This is a genomic window from Pseudomonas sp. GD04058 (genome assembly GCF_029836855.1).
In the GTDB taxonomy this organism is placed as follows: Bacteria; Pseudomonadota; Gammaproteobacteria; order Pseudomonadales; family Pseudomonadaceae; genus Aquipseudomonas; species Aquipseudomonas bharatica.
Genome location: NZ_JAOECN010000056.1, coordinates 1 through 23,592, shown reverse-complemented (window position 1 = coordinate 23,592; position 23,592 = coordinate 1). Strand labels below are relative to the sequence as shown.

Annotated in this window: 37 protein-coding genes, 3 tRNA genes and 1 riboswitch; of the genes, 33 read left to right on the top strand and 7 right to left on the bottom strand. The window is 61.0% G+C overall.

The window, feature by feature from the left end:
• Positions 1–868: hypothetical protein (locus tag N7650_RS26210; RefSeq protein ID WP_279900666.1), on the top strand; the 868-nt coding region annotated here is incomplete at its 5' end.
• Between the two features lie 52 nt (positions 869–920).
• Here the strand turns inward: N7650_RS26210 and N7650_RS26205 are convergent.
• The gene (locus tag N7650_RS26205) at positions 921–1,241 is read right to left on the bottom strand and encodes a DUF1654 domain-containing protein (RefSeq protein WP_279900665.1); all 321 of its coding nucleotides are present in this window, start codon (positions 1,239–1,241) and stop codon (positions 921–923) included.
• Positions 1,242–1,808: 567 nt separating this feature from the next.
• On the opposite strand from N7650_RS26205, the gene N7650_RS26200 reads away from it, so the two are divergent.
• The 13 genes from N7650_RS26200 to N7650_RS26140 all read left to right on the top strand — a co-directional run bounded on the left by N7650_RS26200 (position 1,809) and on the right by N7650_RS26140 (position 7,699).
• Positions 1,809–2,015, top strand: a complete 207-nt coding sequence (locus N7650_RS26200) for a hypothetical protein (RefSeq protein WP_009396421.1) — start codon at positions 1,809–1,811, stop codon at positions 2,013–2,015.
• Positions 2,012–2,227, top strand: coding sequence for a hypothetical protein (locus tag N7650_RS26195; protein WP_009396420.1), 216 nt, complete (start codon positions 2,012–2,014; stop codon positions 2,225–2,227). Before N7650_RS26200 ends, N7650_RS26195 begins: the two co-directional genes overlap by 4 nt.
• Before the next feature lie 68 nt (positions 2,228–2,295).
• The gene (locus N7650_RS26190; RefSeq protein ID WP_037059281.1) at positions 2,296–2,520 is read left to right on the top strand and encodes a hypothetical protein; all 225 of its coding nucleotides are present in this window, start codon (positions 2,296–2,298) and stop codon (positions 2,518–2,520) included.
• Positions 2,521–2,703: 183 nt separating this feature from the next.
• Positions 2,704–3,183, top strand: a complete 480-nt coding sequence (locus N7650_RS26185) for a DUF1566 domain-containing protein (RefSeq protein WP_279900661.1) — start codon at positions 2,704–2,706, stop codon at positions 3,181–3,183.
• 198 nt (positions 3,184–3,381) lie between these two features.
• On the top strand, positions 3,382–3,654 hold the full coding sequence (locus tag N7650_RS26180; RefSeq protein ID WP_279900660.1) for a hypothetical protein: 273 nt from the start codon (positions 3,382–3,384) through the stop codon (positions 3,652–3,654).
• A 250-nt stretch (positions 3,655–3,904) separates the two neighbouring features.
• Positions 3,905–4,321: a hypothetical protein gene (locus N7650_RS26175; RefSeq protein ID WP_279900659.1), complete on the top strand. Its 417-nt coding sequence runs from the start codon at positions 3,905–3,907 to the stop codon at positions 4,319–4,321.
• Positions 4,318–4,530 carry a hypothetical protein gene (locus N7650_RS26170; RefSeq protein ID WP_279900657.1) on the top strand — a complete coding sequence of 71 codons (213 nt, stop codon included), beginning with the start codon at positions 4,318–4,320 and terminating at the stop codon, positions 4,528–4,530. Before N7650_RS26175 ends, N7650_RS26170 begins: the two co-directional genes overlap by 4 nt.
• A complete protein-coding gene (locus N7650_RS26165; protein WP_279900656.1) occupies positions 4,527–4,661 on the top strand; it encodes a hypothetical protein in 135 nt (44 codons plus the stop codon). The genes N7650_RS26170 and N7650_RS26165 overlap by 4 nt, the downstream gene beginning before the upstream one ends.
• Positions 4,662–5,115: 454 nt before the next feature.
• On the top strand, positions 5,116–5,847 hold the full coding sequence (locus N7650_RS26160; RefSeq protein ID WP_279900655.1) for a Rad52/Rad22 family DNA repair protein: 732 nt from the start codon (positions 5,116–5,118) through the stop codon (positions 5,845–5,847).
• On the top strand, positions 5,844–6,407 hold the full coding sequence (locus tag N7650_RS26155) for a siphovirus Gp157 family protein (protein WP_279900654.1): 564 nt from the start codon (positions 5,844–5,846) through the stop codon (positions 6,405–6,407). Before N7650_RS26160 ends, N7650_RS26155 begins: the two co-directional genes overlap by 4 nt.
• A gap of 9 nt (positions 6,408–6,416) precedes the next feature.
• Positions 6,417–6,932: a single-stranded DNA-binding protein gene (locus N7650_RS26150; protein ID WP_279900652.1), complete on the top strand. Its 516-nt coding sequence runs from the start codon at positions 6,417–6,419 to the stop codon at positions 6,930–6,932.
• Entirely contained in the window at positions 6,929–7,099 is a 171-nt protein-coding gene (locus N7650_RS26145) for a hypothetical protein (protein ID WP_279900650.1), read from the top strand. The genes N7650_RS26150 and N7650_RS26145 overlap by 4 nt, the downstream gene beginning before the upstream one ends.
• Before the next feature lie 78 nt (positions 7,100–7,177).
• Positions 7,178–7,699: a hypothetical protein gene (locus tag N7650_RS26140; RefSeq protein ID WP_279900648.1), complete on the top strand. Its 522-nt coding sequence runs from the start codon at positions 7,178–7,180 to the stop codon at positions 7,697–7,699.
• On the opposite strand, the gene N7650_RS26135 is transcribed toward N7650_RS26140, so the two are convergent.
• Entirely contained in the window at positions 7,677–8,126 is a 450-nt protein-coding gene (locus N7650_RS26135; RefSeq protein WP_279900646.1) for a hypothetical protein, read from the bottom strand. The genes N7650_RS26140 and N7650_RS26135 overlap by 23 nt on opposite strands.
• A 112-nt stretch (positions 8,127–8,238) precedes the next feature.
• Here N7650_RS26135 and N7650_RS26130 point away from each other — a divergent pair, with 112 nt between their 5' ends.
• From N7650_RS26130 to N7650_RS26120, 3 genes are all read left to right on the top strand, one after another.
• The gene (locus N7650_RS26130) at positions 8,239–8,790 is read left to right on the top strand and encodes a hypothetical protein (protein WP_279900644.1); all 552 of its coding nucleotides are present in this window, start codon (positions 8,239–8,241) and stop codon (positions 8,788–8,790) included.
• A gap of 66 nt (positions 8,791–8,856) precedes the next feature.
• On the top strand, positions 8,857–9,777 hold the full coding sequence (locus N7650_RS26125; protein ID WP_279900642.1) for a DNA cytosine methyltransferase: 921 nt from the start codon (positions 8,857–8,859) through the stop codon (positions 9,775–9,777).
• A 27-nt stretch (positions 9,778–9,804) separates the two neighbouring features.
• Complete coding sequence (locus tag N7650_RS26120; protein ID WP_279900641.1) at positions 9,805–10,191, top strand: hypothetical protein; 387 nt, start codon at positions 9,805–9,807, stop codon at positions 10,189–10,191.
• A gap of 62 nt (positions 10,192–10,253) precedes the next feature.
• On the opposite strand, the gene N7650_RS26115 is transcribed toward N7650_RS26120, so the two are convergent.
• Positions 10,254–10,907, bottom strand: a complete 654-nt coding sequence (locus tag N7650_RS26115) for a hypothetical protein (protein ID WP_279900639.1) — start codon at positions 10,905–10,907, stop codon at positions 10,254–10,256.
• A 160-nt stretch (positions 10,908–11,067) separates the two neighbouring features.
• Between N7650_RS26115 and N7650_RS26110 the strand changes: the two genes are divergently transcribed.
• Genes N7650_RS26110 through N7650_RS26085 form a run of 6 tightly spaced genes read left to right on the top strand, consistent with a single transcriptional unit; the run spans position 11,068 to position 13,116 of the window.
• The gene (locus N7650_RS26110) at positions 11,068–11,592 is read left to right on the top strand and encodes an HNH endonuclease (RefSeq protein WP_279900637.1); all 525 of its coding nucleotides are present in this window, start codon (positions 11,068–11,070) and stop codon (positions 11,590–11,592) included.
• Positions 11,589–11,840: a hypothetical protein gene (locus N7650_RS26105; protein WP_279900636.1), complete on the top strand. Its 252-nt coding sequence runs from the start codon at positions 11,589–11,591 to the stop codon at positions 11,838–11,840. The genes N7650_RS26110 and N7650_RS26105 overlap by 4 nt, the downstream gene beginning before the upstream one ends.
• The gene (locus tag N7650_RS26100) at positions 11,837–12,025 is read left to right on the top strand and encodes a hypothetical protein (RefSeq protein WP_279900635.1); all 189 of its coding nucleotides are present in this window, start codon (positions 11,837–11,839) and stop codon (positions 12,023–12,025) included. Before N7650_RS26105 ends, N7650_RS26100 begins: the two co-directional genes overlap by 4 nt.
• On the top strand, positions 12,022–12,399 hold the full coding sequence (locus tag N7650_RS26095; RefSeq protein ID WP_279900634.1) for a phage protein NinX family protein: 378 nt from the start codon (positions 12,022–12,024) through the stop codon (positions 12,397–12,399). The genes N7650_RS26100 and N7650_RS26095 overlap by 4 nt, the downstream gene beginning before the upstream one ends.
• Positions 12,396–12,593, top strand: a complete 198-nt coding sequence (locus N7650_RS26090) for a hypothetical protein (protein WP_279900632.1) — start codon at positions 12,396–12,398, stop codon at positions 12,591–12,593. Before N7650_RS26095 ends, N7650_RS26090 begins: the two co-directional genes overlap by 4 nt.
• Positions 12,594–12,636: 43 nt before the next feature.
• Positions 12,637–13,116 carry an SAM-dependent methyltransferase gene (locus N7650_RS26085; RefSeq protein ID WP_279900630.1) on the top strand — a complete coding sequence of 160 codons (480 nt, stop codon included), beginning with the start codon at positions 12,637–12,639 and terminating at the stop codon, positions 13,114–13,116.
• A 16-nt stretch (positions 13,117–13,132) separates the two neighbouring features.
• Here N7650_RS26085 and N7650_RS26080 read toward each other — a convergent pair whose 3' ends face one another.
• Positions 13,133–13,303: a hypothetical protein gene (locus N7650_RS26080; protein WP_279900628.1), complete on the bottom strand. Its 171-nt coding sequence runs from the start codon at positions 13,301–13,303 to the stop codon at positions 13,133–13,135.
• A 68-nt stretch (positions 13,304–13,371) separates the two neighbouring features.
• Between N7650_RS26080 and N7650_RS26075 the strand changes: the two genes are divergently transcribed.
• From N7650_RS26075 to N7650_RS26065, 3 genes are read left to right on the top strand one after another with little or no spacing between them, the layout of a single operon-like run.
• Complete coding sequence (locus N7650_RS26075) at positions 13,372–13,875, top strand: hypothetical protein (protein ID WP_009396377.1); 504 nt, start codon at positions 13,372–13,374, stop codon at positions 13,873–13,875.
• 37 nt (positions 13,876–13,912) lie between these two features.
• Positions 13,913–14,230 carry a helix-turn-helix domain-containing protein gene (locus N7650_RS26070; RefSeq protein WP_009396376.1) on the top strand — a complete coding sequence of 106 codons (318 nt, stop codon included), beginning with the start codon at positions 13,913–13,915 and terminating at the stop codon, positions 14,228–14,230.
• The gene (locus N7650_RS26065; RefSeq protein ID WP_037059261.1) at positions 14,122–15,213 is read left to right on the top strand and encodes a site-specific integrase; all 1,092 of its coding nucleotides are present in this window, start codon (positions 14,122–14,124) and stop codon (positions 15,211–15,213) included. Before N7650_RS26070 ends, N7650_RS26065 begins: the two co-directional genes overlap by 109 nt.
• 9 nt (positions 15,214–15,222) lie before the next feature.
• Here N7650_RS26065 and N7650_RS26060 read toward each other — a convergent pair.
• From N7650_RS26060 to N7650_RS26050, 3 genes are all read right to left on the bottom strand, one after another.
• A tRNA-Leu gene (locus N7650_RS26060) sits at positions 15,223–15,307 on the bottom strand.
• Positions 15,308–15,360: 53 nt separating this feature from the next.
• Positions 15,361–15,436: transfer RNA gene (locus N7650_RS26055), tRNA-His, on the bottom strand.
• A gap of 43 nt (positions 15,437–15,479) precedes the next feature.
• Positions 15,480–15,556: transfer RNA gene (locus N7650_RS26050), tRNA-Arg, on the bottom strand.
• Positions 15,557–15,836: 280 nt separating this feature from the next.
• Here N7650_RS26050 and folD point away from each other — a divergent pair.
• From folD to N7650_RS26015, 7 genes are all read left to right on the top strand, one after another.
• Complete coding sequence (gene folD / locus N7650_RS26045) at positions 15,837–16,691, top strand: bifunctional methylenetetrahydrofolate dehydrogenase/methenyltetrahydrofolate cyclohydrolase FolD (protein WP_009403826.1); 855 nt, start codon at positions 15,837–15,839, stop codon at positions 16,689–16,691.
• 92 nt (positions 16,692–16,783) lie between these two features.
• Positions 16,784–16,988, top strand: a riboswitch (cobalamin riboswitch).
• A 117-nt stretch (positions 16,989–17,105) separates the two neighbouring features.
• Complete coding sequence (locus N7650_RS26040) at positions 17,106–19,040, top strand: TonB-dependent receptor (protein ID WP_279900624.1); 1,935 nt, start codon at positions 17,106–17,108, stop codon at positions 19,038–19,040.
• 140 nt (positions 19,041–19,180) lie between these two features.
• Complete coding sequence (locus N7650_RS26035; RefSeq protein WP_279900623.1) at positions 19,181–19,531, top strand: NAD(P)H-dependent oxidoreductase subunit E; 351 nt, start codon at positions 19,181–19,183, stop codon at positions 19,529–19,531.
• The gene (locus N7650_RS26030) at positions 19,528–20,445 is read left to right on the top strand and encodes an ABC transporter substrate-binding protein (RefSeq protein ID WP_279900622.1); all 918 of its coding nucleotides are present in this window, start codon (positions 19,528–19,530) and stop codon (positions 20,443–20,445) included. The genes N7650_RS26035 and N7650_RS26030 overlap by 4 nt, the downstream gene beginning before the upstream one ends.
• Positions 20,446–20,578: 133 nt before the next feature.
• Complete coding sequence (locus N7650_RS26025) at positions 20,579–21,496, top strand: arginine deiminase-related protein (protein ID WP_037061571.1); 918 nt, start codon at positions 20,579–20,581, stop codon at positions 21,494–21,496.
• Positions 21,497–21,524: 28 nt separating this feature from the next.
• A complete protein-coding gene (locus N7650_RS26020; protein WP_279900620.1) occupies positions 21,525–22,571 on the top strand; it encodes an ornithine cyclodeaminase in 1,047 nt (348 codons plus the stop codon).
• Positions 22,572–22,840: 269 nt separating this feature from the next.
• A partial coding sequence (locus N7650_RS26015; protein WP_279900618.1) for an ABC transporter substrate-binding protein occupies positions 22,841–23,592 on the top strand: 752 nt, incomplete at its 3' end.

Genomic DNA, 23,592 nt, shown 5'->3' with positions numbered 1-23,592 from the left:
GGTCAGCACTGCTGAACCTGAGCTAGCCAAACAACTGGAGGCTGAGATTGCAGCAACGCTTGAAGATCTAGATAAGTCTCGTGCCGATGCCGCCGTCTCAGGGGGATTGGTCGGAGTGATGAAAGCGGCGGCTGTAGCCACCAAAGAACAAACGCTTGCTCTTCTTAAGCAGCGCTATCTAGTTGCGAAATACGGATTGAGTCTGCCAACCATAGCTACGACCGCGGCGCCTGGTGCGGCTGCAACTTCTGCTGCGCCCACCGCGAAGGCTGGCACGGGCCCCTCGCCCGCTGAGCAGAAAACCCCTGAGCTACCGGCTGGCAGCGGGCCTTTTGGGCTTGAGGCCGGATTGAGTAAAGATCTGATTGAGAGAATGACCGGGCAACTGCTTACTGTGGGTGATGAAGCCCAGAGCCTCTACATGCTGGACTCCCCACCGAAACCAAACGATTCCTTTGAGCAGTATGGCCTTGTGATCTCACCAACGGTTGGGTTGTGCCAGATCCGCGCGCTCGGCAAAACAATCAATACTAACGATTATGGACACCAGCTAAGGGATACTTTCGAAAGCCTACAAGGGGCTCTCACCACCGTTTACGGGAAACCTAAGATTTATGACGGGCTCATGCCCGGTAGCCTATGGAAGGAGCCGCGAGATTGGATGATGGCCTTGCACAAGAAAGATCGCTCGCTAATCGCAGAGTGGAACGCGACCCAGTCAGCCCCACTTAAGAGCGATGTTAAAAGCATCACTTTGGTTGCCAGGGCTCAAGGCACTGACAAAGGCTATGTAATGGCTCAATACTCTTTTGCCAACGAATCCACCTGCGAAGCTGAGGAAAAACAGCGAACCACTGGATCGCTTTAATCCGTATGCCTGTGGAGGGCCCGCCCTGGAGGCGGGCTTTCGCGTTTTAGACTCAGAAGGGAGCCTCCCCCTCCAGCTCTTCCTCCCTATCCTGCCTGTCGTCTCTCACCTCATCGGCCTCAGCTCTCTCCCATTGCAGGATCACCGATCCGTCATCGCAGAACGTCATGTCCAGGCCATCCGTCTCGGATAGCAGTTCCATGATTGCCTCCCAATCTTGATCGCTGTCCGTGTCCAGGCGGTGGATCAGCACCCTCCTCCCCAGCTGCGCCAGCGGCGAGTTGATCATCGCAGACACCCGCAAACCCAGGCGTTCCAGCCCGGTCAGTTCGGAGCGCGCGGCCGTTGAGGTGTCTTCGAGTACTGCTGCCATCTCCTACCTCCATTACTGTATATCCGTACAGCCATATCAGAATCATAGCTCAGTGCTAAGCGAAGCGTAAAGGCGCAGCCGACGGCAAAACGGCTCAGCCGGCTGTTTGTCGCCCGGCGAAAATAATTTAGCTCTGAGCTATTGACGACACTTTAGCTTGAGGCTAAATTTCATCTCAAGCAGTCACCGAACAGGGACTGTCGAGGCCCTCAAGCCTCACCGCTCTTTATCACTGATGGGAACCTCGCGGATCGATCCCGGCAACGGCACAGCGCGAGCAATAAATTCGATCCCCATGCCAGCTCTGGAACTGGCCAGCTCGATATCAGGCGGAACGTCAGCACGGCAGGAACACAGGCCGGGCCACGGAAAGCGGATGAAGGGTTGCGCTGCAAACGCTCCCTGCCGGGATGCCCTCAGAACGGGCGTCAGTGCCTGGCACAGCGCGAGTAGTGATCAAGTAATCGCCCAGGCCACCGTGGCGTGTAACGGAGCCCAGCAAGACCACGTATTCACTGAAGCACCTGGGCGACCGGGTGCTTTGGGAATCCACTGGAGGAAGATGGAATGGCTCAGTTCTACATCGACAATCACCTCAGTAACGGCAAGCGCTTGGAATGGCTTGCTCTTCCCGACCAGGGCGAGCGTGTTGAATCGGTCGTGCAGCAGGTCAAACAGGCCGCGATCAACAAGTTCGGCGGCATCGTTTACTTCAACCGCTGGGAGCACGTCGTGGCCAGCAACGGCTATGTCACGGTGAGGATGTACGCATGATGCGGTTCTTCAAGCCAATGCGCGGCTGCCGCATTTTCGCAAGCGAAAAGCACATGACCAGGCCGGCCGGTGAGTTCATCGGATGGTGCGAGAAGGTCGAGGAGAACATCTGCATTTTCCGCGACGGAGCGGTAGTTGACCGATTCATCTGGAGGTTCAACAACAGCAACGGCACGCAGGAGCTCAACAGCTGGTACGAGTACTCAGCATGAAGATTTCACTGGCTGGCCTTGGCGACAGGGCCAGACGGGAAATCAACTGGATAGCGGAGCAATTCCCGATGACCACGATTATCCAAGATCGCTTCGATAGCGGCGCGCAGGTGAGCCTGGAGATGGACAAAAACGAAGGCGAGCTGTTCGTCTTCCACTGCCCGGCAGGTCAAGGCTGCAAGGTTAGTAAATGGCCGCTGGATAGCTATCACATGCCGATCGCGATGGCTCATTACGAGCAATGCCTCGAGCTTGAACGCGCCGCCTTCGAAGCCTGCTCCGCGTCCGCCTGACAATAACTGCCCGACGCCCTGCTCCCCATAGCAGGCTGCATCGGGGATGCCTCTGCGCAATGTCCTCTGCATGCCCGAGCAAACATAACCGGCGTGGCAACCGGAAGCCGCAAACGGGCGGCAAGAGAAAGCGACCAGAGGTATCCCCGATACAGCCCGCCCCACCACCCCAAAGGACACCCCATGAACGCACAATCACAGCTCACCCCGCCGGCTATTGGCGAAATCTGGCCCGGCCAGGGCGGGATTTACGCCGGCATCGTCCCGACTCGCGACGGCGCAGAGGCCTACCACCTGATCATCGGCGATGACCTGGGCCGCTTCGAATGGGGTCCTTACGGTGAAGATTCGCCAGCCACCAGCTTGATCGATGGTCAGGCAAACACTCAGGCACTGGTCGATTCCGACGCCAGCTACCCTGCCGCTGTCGCGGCCTACGAGCACCAGGCCGATGGTCATGCCGACTTTTACTTGCCGGCCGCTGCCGAGCTGTACGAGGCCTGGCTGAACCTGGGCTACAAGGACTGGGGATGGGTGTGGTCGTCTTCGCAGCGCTCCGCCTACTACGCATTCGGTCTGTGTTTCGAAGCTGGCTATCAGGGCTACTACGGCAAGCCCAACGGGCTCCGCGTCCGCCCCGTCCGCAGATTGCCTATTCAGTAATTCATTCCTTCAAACCCTTCCCGCAGGCGATTCCGGGACTCAAGACGAGCCAGTCCAGAAGCATCCCCGGCAGCTCGGGGCGCCTGCCTCTTTCCCCATAACGACCGCATCGACAGGTGCCGGGCTTGGCTTTCACGCCCAGCTTGGTCACTGGTGCCCGGCATCTGATCAATGCGGTTGGCTATCGAGGTTCACGCAATGAGCAAAGAAACAGGCGGACCCGCCTTTCCAGCGCAAATCAACAACGGCGGCAACGCAGCGATCAAAGGGTTCAATGGCGAAGAGATCAAGCCGTACACCTTCAGCGCGTACCCGGGCATGAACCTCCGCGATTACTTCGCGGCCAAGGCCATGCACGGAACCATGGCAGCGATGGACAGCGGCGAACGCAACTACACGCCGCCGGAAACAATAGCCAAAAACGCCTACGAGTTGGCCGACGCCATGCTCGCCGCCCGGGTGAAGCCATGAGCGGCTGGATCAAGTGCAGCGACAGGCTGCCTGAGGTCGGAACCAGAGTTCTCGCCTGGAGCAAACCGTACGGCGCCCGCGAGTCGCTTTACCGCGAACACGGCAAAGGCTCGATTGCTCACGCCCACGGATATCCGCCGTACTTCTCTTGGGAAGAGCCGCAAAGCAGCTGGAGTTCAAGCTGGAAGCCGACCCACTGGCAGCCCCTCCCTTCCCCACCCACCGAGTAACCCACCACCTGGAGGCGACCATGAACGCAGTCATTCAGCTTCATCGCGACCAGTTCGATTACGACAACCGCGAGCCGATCGCCATTGATGGTGATGAGGCTGAGCGGATTTGGATCGAGAACGCAACGCACGACCTGCTACGCGGCGCTGACGTTAGTTTTCAGCGCGTCGGCAGCAAATCGCGGGGCGTTACCTACGAGCAATTCGCTACCGCCGTAGACGAGCGCCTGAGCGTTCTGCTGATCGAATCTGGGCAGAGCGCATCGGCACTAGGCCGCATGTTCCTGGCGGCCCGGCGCGGCGCAATTCACGAGTGCAAATCCATCGTCGCTGAGATCCTGAGTGACGACCAGGTACTGCACGATGTCGCCGCAACTCTCCTCGCTCCGCTGGCTGCTGATGGCGTCATCGCTGACGCCGAGGATGCTGAGTCATGAGCGCCGACCTGGCCCATGCCCGCATCGGACTGGAAATTGCGAAAATCGCTCGATCATCGACCCCAGCCCAGGACCGCACCTTCATTGAAGGCATGATCGAAATGGCCGCCTGCCTGAGCCAGATCACCTACCAGGACTCGGAGAGCTATCGACAGGCCCTGGCCATCAAAACCGGAAACCGAATTTCAGCGCTGAGGAATGGCTCATGACCGTCATCGCCAGCACCTGCAAAGAACTCGCCGAAGCCTTGAATCGCCAGGGCTTTTTTCTGGTCGCTGACCTGCCACCCCGTACCCGCATCGAGATCCGGCGCGGGATGATCGTTGTGAGGCTGCCATGAGCCATGTTATCGATGTCAGACAAAATCCTGATGGGTCATGGACCGCGCGCGGCGGAACCTCTTTAACTGTTGTTCGTGTGACTTGCACGACCAAGAACAAAGCTATCGCAAGTCTCAACGCTGCATTGTCAGCGATTGCAGCGACCAGCACACAGGTGGAGCAATGACCAGCTACCAGCGCGCCCGCCGCCTGTACATCTGGCGCGGTTCCTTCACCGCCATCTTCGCCTGCACCTTCTTCATGCTCGCCAGCGCCATTGCCGGCTGCATCACTTCCTGAATCTACGTAGCCGAGCACGGCGGCCCTTCGGGATAACCGTACCCCTTCGGGAGCGTAAGCCGGCAAGAGCGCGCAACCATCACCGGCAGCCAGGGCGTTCGGCCTACATCACGGGCGTGACCTGGCATTTCTCATTTTCCAACTCACGGCGCCGGCCTGGCGCAAGGTGTACCAATGTCCACTACCAACATGCGCATCTGGGAGCAGGTGCAGACCACCGATACCCGCTACACCAAGAACGCCGAGGTCGGCGGTCAGAAGATCACCAGCCTGAACGGCACCGCGATGGTCATGAAGGCGACCGAAATGTTCGGCCCGGTCGGTATCGGCTGGGGCTGGAAGATCCTCGAAGAGCGATTTGATGACGGCCACGAGGTGTTTGCCGGTGAAGGCGACAAGCGAATCTGCCTGGGCCGGGAGATCGGCCACACCGTAAAGATTCAGCTCTGGTTCATGCAGGACGGCCAGCGCGGCGAGGTCGAGCAGTACGGGTGCACCCGGTACCAGTACAAGACCAAGTACGGCATGACCACTGATGGCGAGGCGCCGAAGAAGTCGCTGACCGATGCCATCAAGAAAGCCCTGTCCATGCTGGGCTTCAGCGCCGACGTGTTCCTGGGCATGTTCGATGACGTGAATTACGTGCAGCAGCTGCAGGCTGAGCAGGCGATCGAACAGGCCGAAGACCGGCAGGCCGAGATTGAGCGCCAACAGGAAGAGCGCCTGAACTTCATCAAGGACACGATCGCGACCATGCAGAAGGCGGTGACGCCGCATGAGCGCAAAAAGATCCACGACCACGCTGTGCGCAGGCTCATCGGCCGCAAGGACGAGAAAGGCGCCGCCCGGATCTCCCTTGAATTGAAGAACCTCGAAGTCGGCAAGCCGCAGGAGGCTGCAGCATGACCCAGCTCTACGCACTCACCGGCCAGATGGCCGAATTGGCCGCCATGTGTGACACCGACGACGAAGGTCTCAAGCAGGCCATTCAAGACACCATGGCCGGTATCCAGGGCGAGTTCGAGGTGAAAGCCGACAACATCGTCATGCTGCGCCGGAACATCGAGGGCGACATCAGCGCGATCGACGCGGAAATCGACCGCCTCAACGAACTCAAGCGCATCAAGGCCAACAGCGTCACGGCCATCACCGACTACCTGCGCCGGAACATGGACGCGGCCAACATCAAGACGATCAAGCGCCCGCTCTTCACCATCAGCCTTGTCGCCGGCAAAGAGAAAGTAATCGTCGACAACGAACAGGCGGTACCGGATGAACTGACGTCTGTGGTGACCAAGATCACGCCGGACAAGAACGCCATCGCCGCCAAGCTCAAGGCCGACCGCGAGCACAACGAAGACGTGCGCAAGCGCATGGCTGCCGGCGAGGACTGCGAACACGAACTAATTCCCGAGCCAGGCTGGGCGCACCTTGAGCGCGGCGAGAGCTCCATTCGAATCAAGTAAGGAGGTCGCATGGCCCGCGGAGTAAACAAAGTCATATTGGTCGGCACCTGTGGCCAGGATCCTGAAGTTCGCTACCTGCCGAACGGTAACGCAGTCACCAACCTGAGCCTGGCTACCAGCGAGCAGTGGACCGACAAGCAGACCGGTCAGAAGGTCGAGCGCACCGAATGGCACCGCGTCTCGATGTTCGGCAAGGTCGCCGAGATCGCTGGCGAATACCTGCGCAAGGGTTCCCAGGTCTACATCGAGGGCAAGTTGCAGACCCGCGAGTGGGAAAAAGACGGCATCAAGCGCTACACCACCGAAATCATCGTCGACATGCAGGGCACCATGCAGTTGCTCGGCAGTCCCGCTCATCGTCAGCAAGGGCATAACGAGCAGCGCCCGACTGGTCGGCGCCCCCAACAGGCTCAGCAGAGCCCTGCACCGCAACAACAAAACCAGCAGGGCACGAATGGACCGGACCTTGACAGATTCGACGACGATATCCCGTTCCGCCCTTTGCGCTTCTTGGAGGGATCGTGATCCAGGAATTCCGTAGGCATGACGCAATCAAGGCTGTGAAGTACGCCGCCCAGATGGCAATAGCCACAGGACACCCATGGGGCGTCTACCGCAGCTTCAAGACATCCATCATCGCTATGCCGACCCTCAAAGCCAAGAAGGACGCTCTTGAGGTCTGCACGCCATGAGGCGCATCCACAAGCTCACGCAGGGCCGACGCCGGCAACTGCACATCCATCTACCGCCAAGCGGCCTGGAGGTTTTGCATGGCGAAGAGTCAGGCGGAGCGAGACCAAGACCGCCACAAGAAATCCGCCAGATTGCAGGAAGAAGACCTGCGCTTGAAGGTTCGCCCGGGGACTAAACAGGCCCTGCTGGAGCTGATGGAGTGGGCCGGTATCGAGGAACAGGGGGAGGCGATGACGCTGATGATTCATCACATCGAAGCGCTCGGGCATCACACTCTGTTCAAGATCACGCGCCACGAAATCGAGGGTCACCGATCCGTGGCGCGGACTGAGCCGCTGCGACTGTCAGCCAGGAAGCGAACCGGCCAGCACCTGCGCGCCATCTGCGGCTGGGCCGACGCCACCTATAGCCAGATGATCGAGGCTCTGATCCACGGCATCCACGCACTCGGCATGCTGCACGCGGCGAAGTTTCTCACCCCGCCGCGGCACGAGATCAGCATCTCACCGCGACTGGCCCTGGCCTTCGATAGGAAGAGCATGCTGATGATTCAGCAGGAGCCCGGGGATGAGGTTATCAGGCCTCGGATGCAGGAGTAGTAAGCACCCGCTTAACGATCGCCACCATGACCTTGTAACTCCACTCAGGGTCATCGCGATTGATCAACTCGTCCCCCTCCGGACTGAGCACAGCTCCGTCAGGCTTCAACAAAAAACGCCCGACTGTGAATGCCTCTCCGGTCACGAAAGAGTCAGTGCGAACTACAACCTCTAACACCCCATTGGCTTCTCGGCTGAGTGGCGCATAGAGGATGCTGAATTTCTTCTGAAGCGCTTCCCCATCGATTCTGCACTTGTCTGGCACGGAAGTGAACGAAACCGCCTTGCCCAGGTAGTTCTGCCCAAGATCAACCCAATGCTCGACCATGCGCTCGAGCTTTTCGATGGCACCCTTGATTGCAAATTTGGCCATTCCAAGTTCACGGGGGAACTGGTCAGCATCGATCTGAAAATCTTCCTTTTTCATGTGCGCTCCGATTGTCCGGCCCCATGCCGGTCACCCGTAATACCCCATCCCAAACCAAATTGCCACCATGCCGCATCCGGCCACGGAGGGCGGCGCATGCATGGAGAAAGCCATGAGCTACTTCTACAAGACCGAATCGCCGAAAGTGCTGGCCGCCGTGTGCGCCTGGGCCCAGAAAAAAGCGGCCTGGGACGTTCAGCGCAAGAAGCTGGGTGAAGCATTTGGCGCTGACGCTTCGCCGATGTATAGCGGCTCCCGCAACTACGTCGGCGGCATCAAGCTCAGCGCCAGCCGCGACCTAGACGTGCACTGGTGCCGACCCGACGAATACGGCTACCGCTCGCTGCGCCGGGCACCCAAGCATGCCAAGGGCACGGGCAAAGAGGTGCGCGCAGCCGAGAAGGCTGAGCATCAGCGCTTGGAAGATCTCTGGAAAGCGCATTGCCCGGACGATATCGACCGGGACGAAATGTGGGAAGCAATCGGCGTTCAGCGAGGCGGGATCTGGCTAAGTGGCGGGGTTTGCTTCAGCTATGGCGATACCGTGTACCTGAACCTGGGCAGCAAGGCGGCTGACGGTGATGTCGAGGGTCTGATTGAGATCGTCAGCAGCGAGTACGAAGCGGCCCGCCAGCGTGTGCTCAACGCGCGAAAAGCCGCCTGACACTCCGGCGCTGCCCGCCAGCGCCTTCCCCTATTCAACGATAACGCCGACCCGGCGAGGAGTCGCATGGCCGCGTATTACAACGAGTTCGACCCATACGCCGCGCAGTGGCTCCGAAACCTCATTGCCGCTGGCCATATCGCACCAGGCGACGTAGACGAACGCTCGATCGAGGATGTGCACCCAGATGACCTCAAACCCTACACCCAATGCCATTTCTTCGCCGGCGTCGGCGTTTGGTCCTATGCCCTTCGCCGCGCCGGCTGGCCAGATGATCGACCTGTTTGGACTGGTTCCTGTCCGTGCCAACCTTTCAGCGCGGCAGGCGCGGGAGCTGGGTTTAATGACGAGCGGCACCTCTGGCCGTACTTCCATTGGCTCATCAGCGAGCGCCAGCCTGCAGTCGTCTTTGGAGAGCAGGTTGCGAGCAAAGACGCAGATCCTTGGGTCGACCTTGTACAAGCTGACCTGGAAGCCATGGCGTACGCCTTTGGGGCCGTGCCGTTTCCGTCTGCGGGCGTCGGTGCTGCGCACATCAGAGACCGAACCTACTGGGTGGCAGACGCCAACAGCCATCGACAGACGACGCGGCGACTATCAGTACGACCAAGGCGACAAGTCGAAGCCTCGACCATCGAATCAGGGAGCAGCCAAGCTGGCGGCCTGGCCAACACCGAATGCTGGCACGCCGCAGAGCTTGCGGGGCAATGGGCAAGATCCCGAAGCACGCAAGGCACAGGGGCACCAGGTGAACTTGAAGGATGCGGTTCGCTACCTGGTCCACGACCAGCCGGCCCGGTTAACGGCCTCTGGGCAGATGCTGACTGGCTCTTCTGCCGGGATGGAAAGTGGCGGCCAGTTGAACCCGGCACATTCCCGCTGGCTCATGGGGCTCCCAGCAGAGTGGGACGCCTGCGCGCCTACGGAAACGCCATCAATGCTGAAGCGGCAACGCATTTCATAGCCGCATATCTCGAAACTCGATAAGCGCCGGCGCGGCGTCTGGAGATCACCATGAGCACATTCGCAGTGTTCGGCATGACCGCGAGCGCGGCACTCGCCGATGCTAGGAAGCAGACCAAGAACACCAGGCCAAGCGGAAAGGCCGGTTGCTCCCCCGTAGAGATAACGCTCGCTGAGTGGACCGAAGCTGTTCAGCGCAACGCTGACGCGATCATGGCCGGGGAGAAAGTGAAGCAGCTCAGCGGCCTCTTCGACACGCCGCAGCATGCCCAGCAGTTCATCGAACTAGCCAAGCGCGCCGGCCCTTGTCGCGACCTGAAGATTCGGTGCAAGGCCGCCCTGCTCGATGAGAAGGGTAAGAAGATCCTCAGCCCCAAGACCAAGATGCCCGTTATCGGCTGGGCGGATTGGAAGCCTGAAATCCATAAAGCCGCCTGACCCTTCCGGGCTGCCAGGCACTGCACGGCCACTCGCCTGAGAAGCATTTAAGTCTTTTTTGGCTAATCGTCTTTGCCGTAAATCTCTGCCCAGTCAGGGATAGGGGCGGCTTTCTGGGCTGCATGCATAAGACTGGGAAGAGCCATCTGAAGAAAGTCCCGAGCGCTGAGTATCGCGTCGCCCCAATGCTTCCGATAGAACTCTTTACTTACTTGGGAAATAGCGTCCCACTCTTTCCCCTCCCTTTCCACTGAAACGACCACACCCTCTATCTCTCCGATAGCTCTCGAAAGGTAGCTGGCGACAGAAATGTCGATCGCCACAATTCGCTCGACATCGTCAATTTTCATGCAATCGAGATACACCCGCAGTCGCTTGACTCTTTCGCGTATATCCGAAATTTTCTCCGGATCATCAAGATTATCGAAATACACCCAGCCACTGAGGTCAGACAAGTGCCCATTCAATGCCTCTGCAATAGGCCATACACGCGCAGCAGCTAATGCCGAACGCTCTCTGCGCTCCGCCACCTGCTTTCTCTCCGTGGAACTCGCCAGGTAGAGCGACACGATCACTGCTGCAAAAGTACCGATCGCAGAAAGTGCGTTCCAATCTAGCTTGAGATCGACGCTTGTCTGCGGCAGGAGTTTGAAAAAAATACCTCCGCATAGGAACAGCAAAAGGCAAACAAGCCAGCGCACCCAGGCTTTTTCCATGATATGGCCTTTAAGTTAAATCGATGATTATGCGCGAACGCTGATCATGCGGCGACCTAAGCTGTAGGCGCCCCAGAAAAGACCACATCTGTACTCCTCAGCTGTAACCCCTCTCCCCTCTATTCACTGCCGCGATATGGCGGCCAGGAGTCGTGCGCGCATGGATTCCAAGGATCTTACCCAGGAGCTCCTCAAGAAGGTCGTCACGTACGACCCGGAGACCGGCTATTTCCACCTGAACAAGTACCGCGGGCGAAGGTCGTGCTCCTTCTCCCCAGATGGCTACGTCAGGGTATCGGTGTACCGCCAAAAGCGGTTCGCGCACCGCCTGGCGTTTCTCTACATGACCGGAAAGTGGCCGCCGATCGGCATCCATGTCGACCACATCAACGGCAATCCAAGTGATAACCGCTGGGTCAACCTCAGACTGCTTACGCCAAAGGAAAACCAGGCCTGCAAGAGGCCGCCCAGTGCGGAGCGAGCGGGCCGAGGAGTAAGCGGGACCAGCGGGGTTTACTGGGACGGCAGAAAGAGCCGCTGGTACGTCCAGGTCAGGCGGCGGAACAAGATCCACTACGGCGGCTACCACGAACGGCTTGAAGACGCCGAGGCCGACGCCCTGGCAATCAAAGATCGCCTGAAGGCCGAACTGCCGGCCATATCCATTGGAGGAATTACCGCATGACCCGCCTCGCCCTCTGCCTCCTGCTGCTGGCCACCGGCGCCAGCGCCCAGGAGAACGTCATCGACGTGCAGCACGACAGCCGCCGCGGGGTGACGTGCTGGATCTTGAACGGTGTCGGGATCAGCTGCATCCCCGATAGCCAGATCGCCGGCAGTCAGCGCCAGCTCTCCCCGCACGAACAAGAAGATAACGGACCAACACCTGCCGGTGCCGAGCGGCGCTGGGATGAAGAGAGGTATTCGCTGTGAGCAAGACGATTGTTCTAACCGGCTTGGCCCTGGTCCAGTTCCGCAAGGTGATCCGCAATGTTGATGACGAGGAATGCGCTGAAATGGCCGAGGACGTGGATCGCCAAGAACTTCAGATCGACGAGTCGGACCTCGGCGACATCGAGTCCATCCATGAAATCCAGATGGAGCAATGGGCGAAATGACTGACCTGATCGAAGTGAAGACCGCCGACCTGGCAGGCGAGGCGCTGGCCTGGGCAGTTGCGAAAGCGGACGGCCTGCAGCCCAGGCTGGAGGCACCGCACTACGGCAACGGCTGGCGGGTGTTCTGCGATACCACTTTCGGGAACAGCAAGCGCTACAACCCCCTGGAGGATTGGGCGCTGGTCGGGCCGCTGAAGATCAAGCACCGGATCGGTGACGGTCCGATACGCGGCGGCTGGGTCGCACACCCAAGCAGGCCCAACGAGCCTACCGACTGGATGGAGGCCGCCGATCCTTTGACCGCGATCTGCCGCGCTGTCGTGGTCAAGATCTCTGGATGGGCGGTCCAGGTGCCCAAGGAGCTGATGCCGTGAACACTCAAACAGCCAAAGTACAGAGCCTGATGCAGGCCTGCCAGCGCGGCGTGAACGGCAAAGGCCCGGCGATCGATGCAGCCAACAACTTGCTTGCAGAGTGCTACGGGATGCTCGGCAAGCTCGCCGCCGAGAACGAGGCGCTTCGAAAGGACCGCGACAGCCTGCTCGAAGCCGGAGGACACCTCCTATGATCACCCTCGCCTACATGGCCTACCACGTATGGAGGTGGCCGCGATGAACGCAACCGCAAAGGTTCTCGACCCCTGCAGCGCCAGCCGCATGATGTGGTTCGACAAGCAGGACCAGCGCGCCCTGTTCGGCGACATCCGCGACGAGGAGCATCTGCTGTGCGATGGCCGGGTGCTGAAGGTTGAGCCTGACGTGCTGATGGACTTCCGCAAATTACCCTTCGAGTCCTCGACCTTCCGCCTGGTCGTGTTCGACCCGCCACACCTTGTTCGCGCCGGCGTGGACAGTTGGATGCGCGCCAAGTACGGGCTACTCACCGGTGAGTGGCGCGAGGACATTCGCCAGGGCTTCGCCGAATGCTTTCGCGTGCTAGAGCCTGAGGGCATCCTGATCTTCAAGTGGAACGAAACCCAGGTACTGGTCAGCGAACTGCTGGCCCTGACCAACGAGAAGCCTCTATTTGGTCACAAGTCCGGCAAGCGCGAGAAGACGCACTGGATCACCTTCATGAAGCGTCCAGCCTAAACCCTCCCCTTACAGCTCAAGCCCGCCGGCGATACCCAGCGACCAACAGCACGAGGCCAGGCACCAGGAGGCCGACCGACGTGTATCCGAATGCAGCCTGACCTGACGCTCCAACGGCGGCGAACGCAGCGCCAATCGCAATGAGCGGCACGGCGGCGAAGTAAAACGGTTTGGCTGTCTTGCCCATATCAATACTCCTGTTCATTCCCTCTTTTAACACATGAGCCCGCCGACATGCGCGGGCGAGGATTCTTTATGTCCGCAACCACCCGATTCCACGAAACAGCCAATGACGCCCTGGTTGAGATCAGCCGCCACCTTCCGCCAGGCGCCAAGCTGGCACTGGTCATCTACACCGCCGGCAGCCCGGAACTCGACATCGTGCTCAAGGACCAGGGTCTTGACCCTGACGAGGTGGTGGGCACCCTACGTCGGCGTGGCGGCCTGAGCCTAGACGGCGACAACGCCTACAAGAGCAGTCTCTGCGACGTCATAGTGGGCTCGCTGGCCTGCGGGAAGCAGAACAACAACCCGCCACCTGCTGGCCACTGGTGCGAACAGTTCTGGGAAATCGGGAGGGCTGAGGGAGAGCAACAGGCGCACCTGTTGGCCGAACTCACCCAGGCTCGTGACCAACGCGACGCCCTGCTCAGTGCTGCTGTGGAAGCTCTGTCTGTGATCGAACGGATAAAGCCAGCTGGCAATGGCAACGGGACACAGGTGCGGCTTGCCGCAGCAATCGACAAGGCCAAGGCCTGACCACCAATAGCCGCCACCGGCGGCGTGGAGACCATCCATGACCCTGCGACTGATCTCAGTCACCATCGCGGCCGAGATGCTGGGCATCAGCCGCTCCACCGCGTATCGCCTGGCGAAGGCCGGAAAGATCCCCTGCGTTCGTGGCCTGGGCCCGCTTCGCATTCACTATCAAAAGCTCGTGGAGATGATCGAGGCTGGTATCCCTGATACCCTCGCCGCCGCGGGCGTCGTATCCGAGGAGAGGATATGCCGTACAAAAGAGGAAAAGTCTGGTGGATTAGCTACACCGCGTCAGACGGAACGTATGTTAGACGCTCTGCTGGCACCGAGGATTTCGCCGCAGCCAAGGCTTTAGAGCAGAAGGAGCGCAGCCAGGCGTGGAAAGAAAAGGAGATGGGGTTTGACAGGCAGCGGACGTTCGAAGAGGTGATGATCGAATACCTCAACCATGCCGCCCAGACCCAGCGCAGCTTCGACACGACGCAGCACCGCGTCAAGGCGCTGCGGGAGTTCTTCGCCGGCAGGGTCATGAACGATCTGGCAGGGAAAGACATTCGGGAATACTCGGCAGGCCGAACGGCGGCAGGAAAGTCGCCGGCCACGATCAACCGGGAGCTCGCCGCGTTGTCGGCAGCGATCAACTGGTGCTCGGTCGAGCTGGAATGGAAGCTGCCCAACCCGGTCAAGGGGCGCACCTTGCGCGAAGCTGAAAGCAGGGTGCGTTGGATCACGCGCGGCGAAGTCGATTCACTATGCAGGGCCGCTCGCTCACAAAGGAATGGCGACATGCTGGATGACTTCATTCGGCTGGCAGTGAATACGGGCTGCAGGAAGGAAGAGATGATCGGGCTGGAATGGAGGCGCGTTGACCTGGTGAACCGGTTGGTCTACCTGGAAGGCGATCACACGAAGGCAGGGAAGCGAAGAAGCATACCGCTCAACGAAGGGGCGCTGGCAGCGCTGAAGGGAAGGATGGCGTTCCGAGCTGACCATTGCCCCTCCTCACCCTGGGTATTTTCCCGGAGAAACGGGGACAAGGTAATCGATCTGTCGGAGGGCTTTGAAGCGGCGTGCGAGAAGGCTGCAATCACTGACTTCCGCATTCATGATCTGAGGCACACCTGTGCCGCCTGGCTTGTAAGTGCCGGGGTACCATTGATCGAGGTGAGGGATCTGCTGGGGCATTCGACGGTGCAGATGACCGAGAAATATGCGCACCTCGCACCAGCGAGGGTGCGAGATGCGGTCAGTGTGCTGGACCAGACGATGTCACAATCTCGCTACACTGAAAATCCAGCGGGTCGAGCCGACAAGGCTCTGAAGCTGGTAACTGCTTGATTTACAAGGTGGTGCGGACGAAGAGACTCGAACTCTTACAGCTTGCGCCGCTGGAACCTAAATCCAGTGTGTCTACCAATTTCACCACGTCCGCGTGAAGCATTTAAAGCAAAGGCGCCAGACTTTCATCAGGCGCCTTCTGGAATATGGGGTGGACGAAGGGAATCGAACCCTCGACCACAGGAATCACAATCCTGCGCTCTACCAACTGAGCTACGCCCACCATATTGCATGCTGCTTTTACTTGTGCCAAAGCTGCCTTTGATTGGCGCACCCGGCAGGACTCGAACCTGCGACCATCCGCTTAGAAGGCGGATGCTCTATCCAGCTGAGCTACGGGCGCACATTTAATCTGCTTTCGCTTGCGATTACAAATTAACTTTCAGCCGTACCGAACAAGCCAAAATCCGCTTATTCTGCCCGACCTTGCTAACCAGTGCTAGGCCCTGCCCGACAAGTGAGGCGCATCTTATAGACGCACTGAAATAGCGTCAACAGATTTCTCAAAAAAATTCATTTTATTGAAGGGCTTAGGCCATTTGCCGGACCAAGCGCCTTTGCCCTGCGCGCGGCTCATGAGAGAATGCGCGCTCTTTTTTTCTCTCGATGGTTAATCACCCGTCATGACTGCACAACTTATCGACGGCAAGGCGATCGCCGCCAGCCTGCGCCAGCAGATCGCCCAACGTGTCGTTGAACGTCGCCAGCAAGGTCTGCGCACCCCCGGCCTGGCGGTGATCCTGGTTGGCACCGACCCGGCTTCCCAAGTCTACGTTTCGCACAAGCGCAAGGACTGCGAGGAAGTCGGTTTCATCTCGCAAGCCTTCGACCTGCCCAGCAGCACCAGCCAGCAGGAACTGACCGACCTGATCGATCGCCTCAACGACGACGCGAACATCGACGGCATCCTCCTGCAACTGCCGTTGCCGGCCCACCTCGACGCCTCCCTGCTGCTGGAGCGCATCCGCCCGGACAAGGACGTAGACGGTTTCCACCCCTACAACATCGGCCGCCTGGCCCAGCGCATCCCGCTGCTGCGCCCGTGCACCCCGAAAGGCATCATGACCCTCCTGCAAAGCACCGGGCAGGACCTGTACGGCATGAACGCCGTGGTCGTCGGCGCGTCCAACATCGTTGGTCGCCCGATGGCCATGGAACTGCTGCTGGCCGGCTGCACCGTCACCGTTACCCACCGTTTCACCAAGGACCTCGCCGGCCACGTCGGCCGTGCCGACCTGGTGGTGGTGGCCGCCGGCAAGCCGGGCCTGGTCAAGGGTGAATGGATCAAGGAAGGCGCCATCGTCATCGACGTCGGCATCAATCGCCAGGAAGACGGCAAGCTGGTCGGCGACGTGGTCTACGAGACCGCCCTGCCCCGCGCCGGCTGGATCACTCCGGTGCCGGGCGGCGTGGGCCCGATGACCCGCGCCTGCCTGCTGGAAAACACCCTGTACGCCGCGGAAGAACTGCACAAGTAACCTGCGCGCGCGAATGAAAACGGCACCCCGCGCGGTGCCGTTTTTTATGCCCGGGTGAAAAGCGCAGGTTGACGAACGGTCATCCCGATGGTCAGATGCCGCCCGTTTCAGGTGTCTGCCGCCGCCGCGCGGCAGGTGAAACGGGAAGCCGGTGCGTCCTTTAGGACAAGTCCGGCGCTGCCCCCGCAACGGTAAGCGAGTGAAGCATTCAACAGGCCACTGTGCGCAGACGCATGGGAAGGCGAAGCGCTTCGATACCCGCAAGCCCGGAGACCGGCCTGAAGCATCACGACTGAAGAATGGATGCGTCAGTCATTTGGCAAACCTGCGGTGGGCGGGCACGAGCCGGTAGACTGGCGCGCGCTCGCCAGCTCCCTCCTGTGCGCTTCCCGAAAAGTCCTTTTCGAGAAGTCAATGAATACACGCTACATCCCCCTGATCGGCTGCCTGCTCGGCGGCAACGGCGGCGCACTTGCGACGACGCTGGAACTCGATCGGCAAATCGTCTCGGCACCTGCGGTGGAATCCGACACCATCGCGCAGATGGCCCGCTACGGCAGCAAGATCGAAGTGGTCGAGCGCGAGCAGATCGAACGCGCCGGCCCCAGCGCCGATATCACGCGGGTCCTGCAGATGTTCGTCCCCGGCCTGTATGTTGCGCCCAAGCAGGGGCCTTTCGACTACGGCACCTATTCGTTGCTGGGCGGGCGCAACGACGACACCCTGATCATGCTCGACGGTGTACGCCTGAACAATCGCCTCTACGGCGGCATCTACATCGATACCCTGCCCGCCGCGGCCATCGAACGCATCGAGGTGCTCAAGGGCGGCCAAAGCCTGCTGTTCGGCACCCAGGCGGTCTCCGGGGTGATCAATATCGTTACGCGCAATGCCCGATCCCGGGAGGCCTCGGGCCAGGTCAACCTGGGCGTGGACAGCTTCGCCGGACGCAACGGCGATGCCCGTATCGAGCGAATCTTCAGCAACGGCTTCGGCGATCTCGGTCTGCTGGCCTATGTCAGCCACAATATTTCCGAGGGCTACCAGCCCTACCGCAGCAGCGCCATCACCGCAACGGTCAGCGACCGCAAGCGCAGCTACGAGGTCAACACCTTCGGGGCCAAGGCCACCCAGGGTTTCGGCGACGCCAGCCGCCTGGAACTGTTCTATCAGTACAGCGCGGCCAGCCTCGACTTCCTGCGCCCCGATGCCAACCGCAACACCACCAACGACCGTGTCCAGCAGATTGCCACGGCCACCTTCCAGCAGCATCTGAACGAGCACTTCAGCTACTTCGTCAAAGGCCACATGAACGACTGGGACACCCGCTACAACCGGGTCTACAACACCAGCGCCGGCGGCATCGAAGTGAAGAACCACAACGACTACTGGGGCTTCAGCGACTGGGGCGTGCAGGCCGAGGGCGAAGCCGTGCTGCCCGGCGGCCACACCCTGGTGTTCGGCAGCGACAACCAGTGGTTCAAGGGCAAGGACGACGTGTTGAAGATCGACCAGAACCAGGCCGAAGCCCACGCCCTCTATCTGCAACTGCGCCCCGAGATTGCCGCCCTGCCCGACTGGCATCCCAGCATCGGCGTGCGTCGCGAGCACCTGAGCGGTGGCGACAGCGCCACCGTGGGCATGCTCACCTCGCTGTACGACCTGACCGACAACCTCAAGCTGCGCGGCCAGTTCGGCTCGGCCTACAAGCTGCCCAACGCCGAGCAGTTGTACGTCAACGAGCCCGGCGACGAGATGGGCAACCCCAACCTCAAGCCGGAGAAAAGCCGCAACGCCGAACTGGGCCTGGACTACAGCAACCTGCTCGACGGCCAGCCATGGAGTGTCAGCGGTACGCTGTTCCACCGGCGCATCGAGGACCTGATCACTCTCGTCGATACCCAATGGGTCAACGGCGATGGCGAAATCACCGTGCGCGGCTTCGAACTCGACGGCAAGGTGCAGCTCGACGATCGTTGGCAGTTGCAGGCGGACATGACGCGCAACCTGAGCGAATCGCGTAACGGCGCCACCATCAACAACATCCCCGGGTTCTTCGCCCGCAGCCGGGTCGGCTATGAGTCCGCCGACCGTATGTGGGGCGCCGGTGCGGCGATCCGCTATATCGGCAGCGTGGAAAGCCCGCGGGGGATCGACTACGGGCACTACAGCGTGGTGGATGCCGACGCTTATCGGTATCTCGATCTCCAGCGCCAGCATCGCCTGGCCCTGTTGCTGGAGAACCTGCTGGACCGGGACTACACCACCAGCATGGACAGCGGGTCGCGTCGGGTGGGGAACCTGGGAAGGCCGTTTACGGCTGAAGCGCGGTACACCTACAGCTTCTGATTTTGTGCTGTGACTGATGGCCTCATCGCTGGCAAGCCAGCTCCCACAGGTTCAGCACAAAGCTTGAGACCTGTGCAGTACCTGTGGGAGCTGGCTTGTCGGACCGCCGCACCGCAGCGATGCTTTACCAAGGAAACACCATGAACGAACAGGACATACCCACCCACCCCGACTGGTCGCATATCCCCGAACATGCCCGCCACGTCATGCTCTGTACCGGCCCGCGCTGCACCCTGCGCGGGGCGCTGAAGGTGTGGAAGACAGTACGCAACGAGCTGCTCGCCGCCGACCGGATCGAAACGAAAAACGGCGTGCTGCTGACCCGTACCCATTGCCAGTTCCCCTGCAACCTCGGGCCGATCGCAACCGTCTATCCGGACCGTTGCTGGTACCGCATCGCCAGCCACGATGACGCCCGGCGCTTTGCCCGGGAGCATCTGGTCGGCGGGCAACCGGTCCAGGACCTGCTGCTCGAGCGAGGTACCCAATGAAACACAGCCTCTGGCTCGCCCTGCTGCTGGGCAACAGCGCCCAGGCCCTCGACTACCGCAACTGCGGCGAAGACTGGGCCCTGCGCCAGTCACCGCCCCAGCGCATCCTCGCCCTCAACCAGCACGCAGCCGACATGGTCCTGGCCCTGGAAGCCGGTCCGGCCCTGGCGGCGGTGAGCTATATAGATGATGACGCCAGCGCCCTGGCCGCCAATCACTATCGCGGCGTGCCGCTGCTGTCGCACAAATATCCCTCGCCGGAAGTGTTGTATGCCGGGCGCTACGATCTGGTGATCGGTGGTTTCCAAAGCGCCTTCCGCGATGGCGTCGGCCCACGTCGCGACCTGGCCCGCCACGGCATCGCCAGCTACCTGCTGGAAAATGCCTGCCCGGAAAAGCCCAGCGCGAGCGGTTTCCAGGCCATCGAACAGGACCTGCGCACCCTCGGCCGGCTACTTGACCGCATGCCCCAGGCCGAACGCCTTATCGCCAGGCAGCAAGCCGACCTGAAGGCAGCGCAGCAGCTCGCCGACGGACACCCGGCACTCAAGGTCTTCTACCTGGACAGCGAAACCCGCGGCCTCGACAGCGAAGGCAAGCAGGGTTTCGTCAGCGAGCTGATCGCCAGCGCCGGCGGGCACAACGTCCTTGCCGACCTCGACCTGCGGCGCATCACCGTGGACGCCGAAACCCTGCTGCAACTGGACCCGGATGTCCTGCTGCTGGCTGATGCCGTCTGGTCAACCGCCGCTGCCAAACGCGCGTACCTGTCCGGTCACCCGGCCCTTTCCCGCCTGCGGGCGGTCAGGGAAAAGCGCATGATCGACGTGCCGTTCACCCATCTGGTCGCCGGCGAACACAGTGCCCGCACAGCCCTGCACCTGGCCCGCGAACTGGCAAGGATCAGCCACTGAAAACCGACAGCCGATTCGGCTGCAAAATCGCCGCTTTCAGCTTTCCCGGCTGGGCACTTCATAGGCTTCAGCCGGGATTGCAGCGCCATCGGGAGGACAATATCCGCATCGCTAACACCTGGATGCGTGCCCGATGCAAACAACAAATACGGTCCTGATGATCCGCCCGGCGCGATTCGCCTTCAACCCGGATACCGCCCGCGACAACCATTTCCAGAAACCGCTGCTGGACGCCGAAAGCGCTCAAGACAAAGCGCTGGAGGAATTCGACGGCTATGTCGATACCCTGCGCCAGCACGGCGTCGAAGTGCTGGTGGTGCAGGACACCCCGGCACCGCATACCCCGGACTCGATCTTTCCCAACAACTGGTGGAGCAGCCACGCCGACGGCAGTCTGGTGCTCTACCCGATGGAAGGCCGCAACCGCCGCCTGGAACGGGACAAGGGCGTGCTGCGCGCACTCGACGAACGCTTCGCCATTCGCACCACCATCGACCTCAGCCCGCTGGAGCAAGCGGATATCTTCCTCGAAGGTACCGGCAGCATGGTCCTCGACCGTGAACACCGCATCAGTTATGCCTGCCACTCCGGGCGCACCCACGGCGAGGCCCTGCGCGAGTTCGCCGAACGCCTCGATTATCGCCTTTGCGTGTTCCACGCCGTCGATCGCCAGCAGGCACCGATCTACCACAGCAACGTGATGATGAGCGTCGGCCGCCAGCTCGCCGTGGTCTGCCTCGACGCCCTGCCCAACGCCGCCGAACGCTACACCCTGGAACGCAGCCTGCGCGATACCGGCAAGGACATCCTCGCCCTGGACTTCGACCAGCTCGAAGGCTTCGCCGGCAACATGCTCGAAGTCCATGACAAGCATGGCCAGCCGCTGCTGGTGATGTCGCGCAGTGCCTGGAACTCGCTGAACCCGGCGCAGCGCCGGCAGGCCGAGCGCCACAGCCGCCCGGTGGTAGTGAATATCGACCATATCGAACGCATCGGTGGCGGCAGTGCGCGCTGCATGCTCGCCGAAGTGCACCTGCCCGTTCGCAACTGAAACCGACGCCAAGAAGAAGGAAGCCATCATGACCCGCTATATCGACGTGACCGACCTCAGCCACCTGGTTGCCCGCAAGGGCCTGACCACCTGCCTGGAACAAATGGCCGAGTACATCCGCCAGGACTACCTGCGCTGGCACGACTTCGAAAAGTGCGCGCGAGTGGCCAACCATTCGCCGGACGGTGTGATCGAGCTGATGCCGGCCTCCGACGCCAACCTGTATGCATTCAAGTACGTCAACGGCCACCCGAAGAACACCCGCAACGGCATGCTCACCGTCATGGCCTTCGGCGCCCTGGGCGACGTGGATACCGGCAAGCCGCTGCTGCTCAGCGAGATGACCCTGACCACGGCGCTGCGCACCGCTGCCACCTCGGCCCTGGCCGCACGCTACCTGGCCCGTCCGCAAAGCCACAGCATGGCGCTGATCGGCAATGGCTCGCAGAGCGAATTCCAGGCCATCGCCTTCCACGCCCTGCTCGGCATCGAGGAAATCCGCCTGTACGACCTCGACCCGCAAGCCACCGCCAAGCTGGCCGCCAACCTTGCCGGCTACCCGGGCATCCGCCTGGTCCTGGCCAAATCGGTGGCCGAGGCGGTACGCGGCGCCGATATCGTCACCACCGTCACTGCCGACAAGGCCTACGCCACCATCCTCACCCCGGAAATGATCGAGCCCGGCATGCACCTCAATGCGGTCGGCGGTGATTGCCCGGGCAAGACCGAGCTGCACCGCGACATCGTCGAACGCTCCCGGGTGATCGTCGAGTACGAGCCGCAAAGCCGCATCGAAGGCGAGATCCAGCAGATGCCGGCCGATTCGCCGGTGACCGAGTTCTGGCAAGTGGTCAACGGGCAGGTCAAGGGCCGCGAATCGGCAGGCCAGGTGACCCTGTTCGACTCCGTCGGCTTCGCCATCGAGGACTACTCGGCACTGCGCTATGTGCTGGATATGTCCAGGGCCTTGGACATCGGTAGCGAGATCGAACTGGTACCGGACCTGGACAACCCGAAAGACCTCTACGCCCTGCTTCAGCCGGCAGTCAGCGACGCGCAGAAGAAACGCGCCTGAACCCAGCGGATCCGCCGTGGCAGCACCACGGCGGATCGGAAAACGCTGCGGCAAAGCCTAAACAGGAGGCGCCTCGACAGGATCGGCTGCCGCGCGCGCCGCTAACAGCATATTCCGGCAGTCGGCGCCCGCCTTTACGACACAAAAAATCCGCTGCCATCACGCATCCTGAGCCCCTGACCAAAGAGTCACCGCACGACCGCGCGGCTCAAAACGACGAAGATTTTCCACCGCCCTACATCAACAACAAAACACAGGGAACCCCACACATGACCTCACTGCGCAAACCCCTCGGCGCGCTCCTCCTGACCCTCTGCGCCGGCGCGGCCCAGGCCCAGGAATGGAAGGAAATCCGCTTCGGCGTCTTCCCCGAATATCCACCCTTCGAGTCCGTCGCCGCCGACGGCAGCCTGCAAGGTTTCGACATCGAACTGGGCGATGCCATCTGCGCCAAGCTGGAAGTCAAGTGCACCTGGGTGCACAACGAGTTCGACGGCATGATCCCCGCCCTGCGCGCGCGCAAGTTCGACGCCATCATGTCGTCCATGGCCGTGACCCCGGCGCGGCAGAAACAGATTGATTTCAGCGACCGCCTGTTCCTCAGCCCGACCTCGGTGATCGTGCGCAAGGGTGTCGACTTCGGCGACACACCCGAGTCGCTCAAGGGCAAGTCGGTGGGCGTATTGCAGGGCTCGCTGCAGGAAGCCTACGCCCGCGCCAAACTGGCGCCGCTGGGCGTGCAGGTCAAGGCGTACCAGGCCCAGGACCAGAACTACGCCGACCTGGTCAATGGCCGCCTCGACGCCACCGTCACCGACAAGCTGGAAGCCCAGCTCAACTTCCTGAGCAAGCCCGAAGGCGCCGGCTTCCAGAGCGGCCCGGCGATCAAGGACCCGACCCTGCCGCTGGACATCGCCATGGGCGTGCGCAAGAACGATACCGAGCTTAGGGAGCTGCTGAACAAAGGCATCGCTGCCGTGCTCGCCGATGGCACCTTCGCCAGGATCCAGCGCAAGTATGT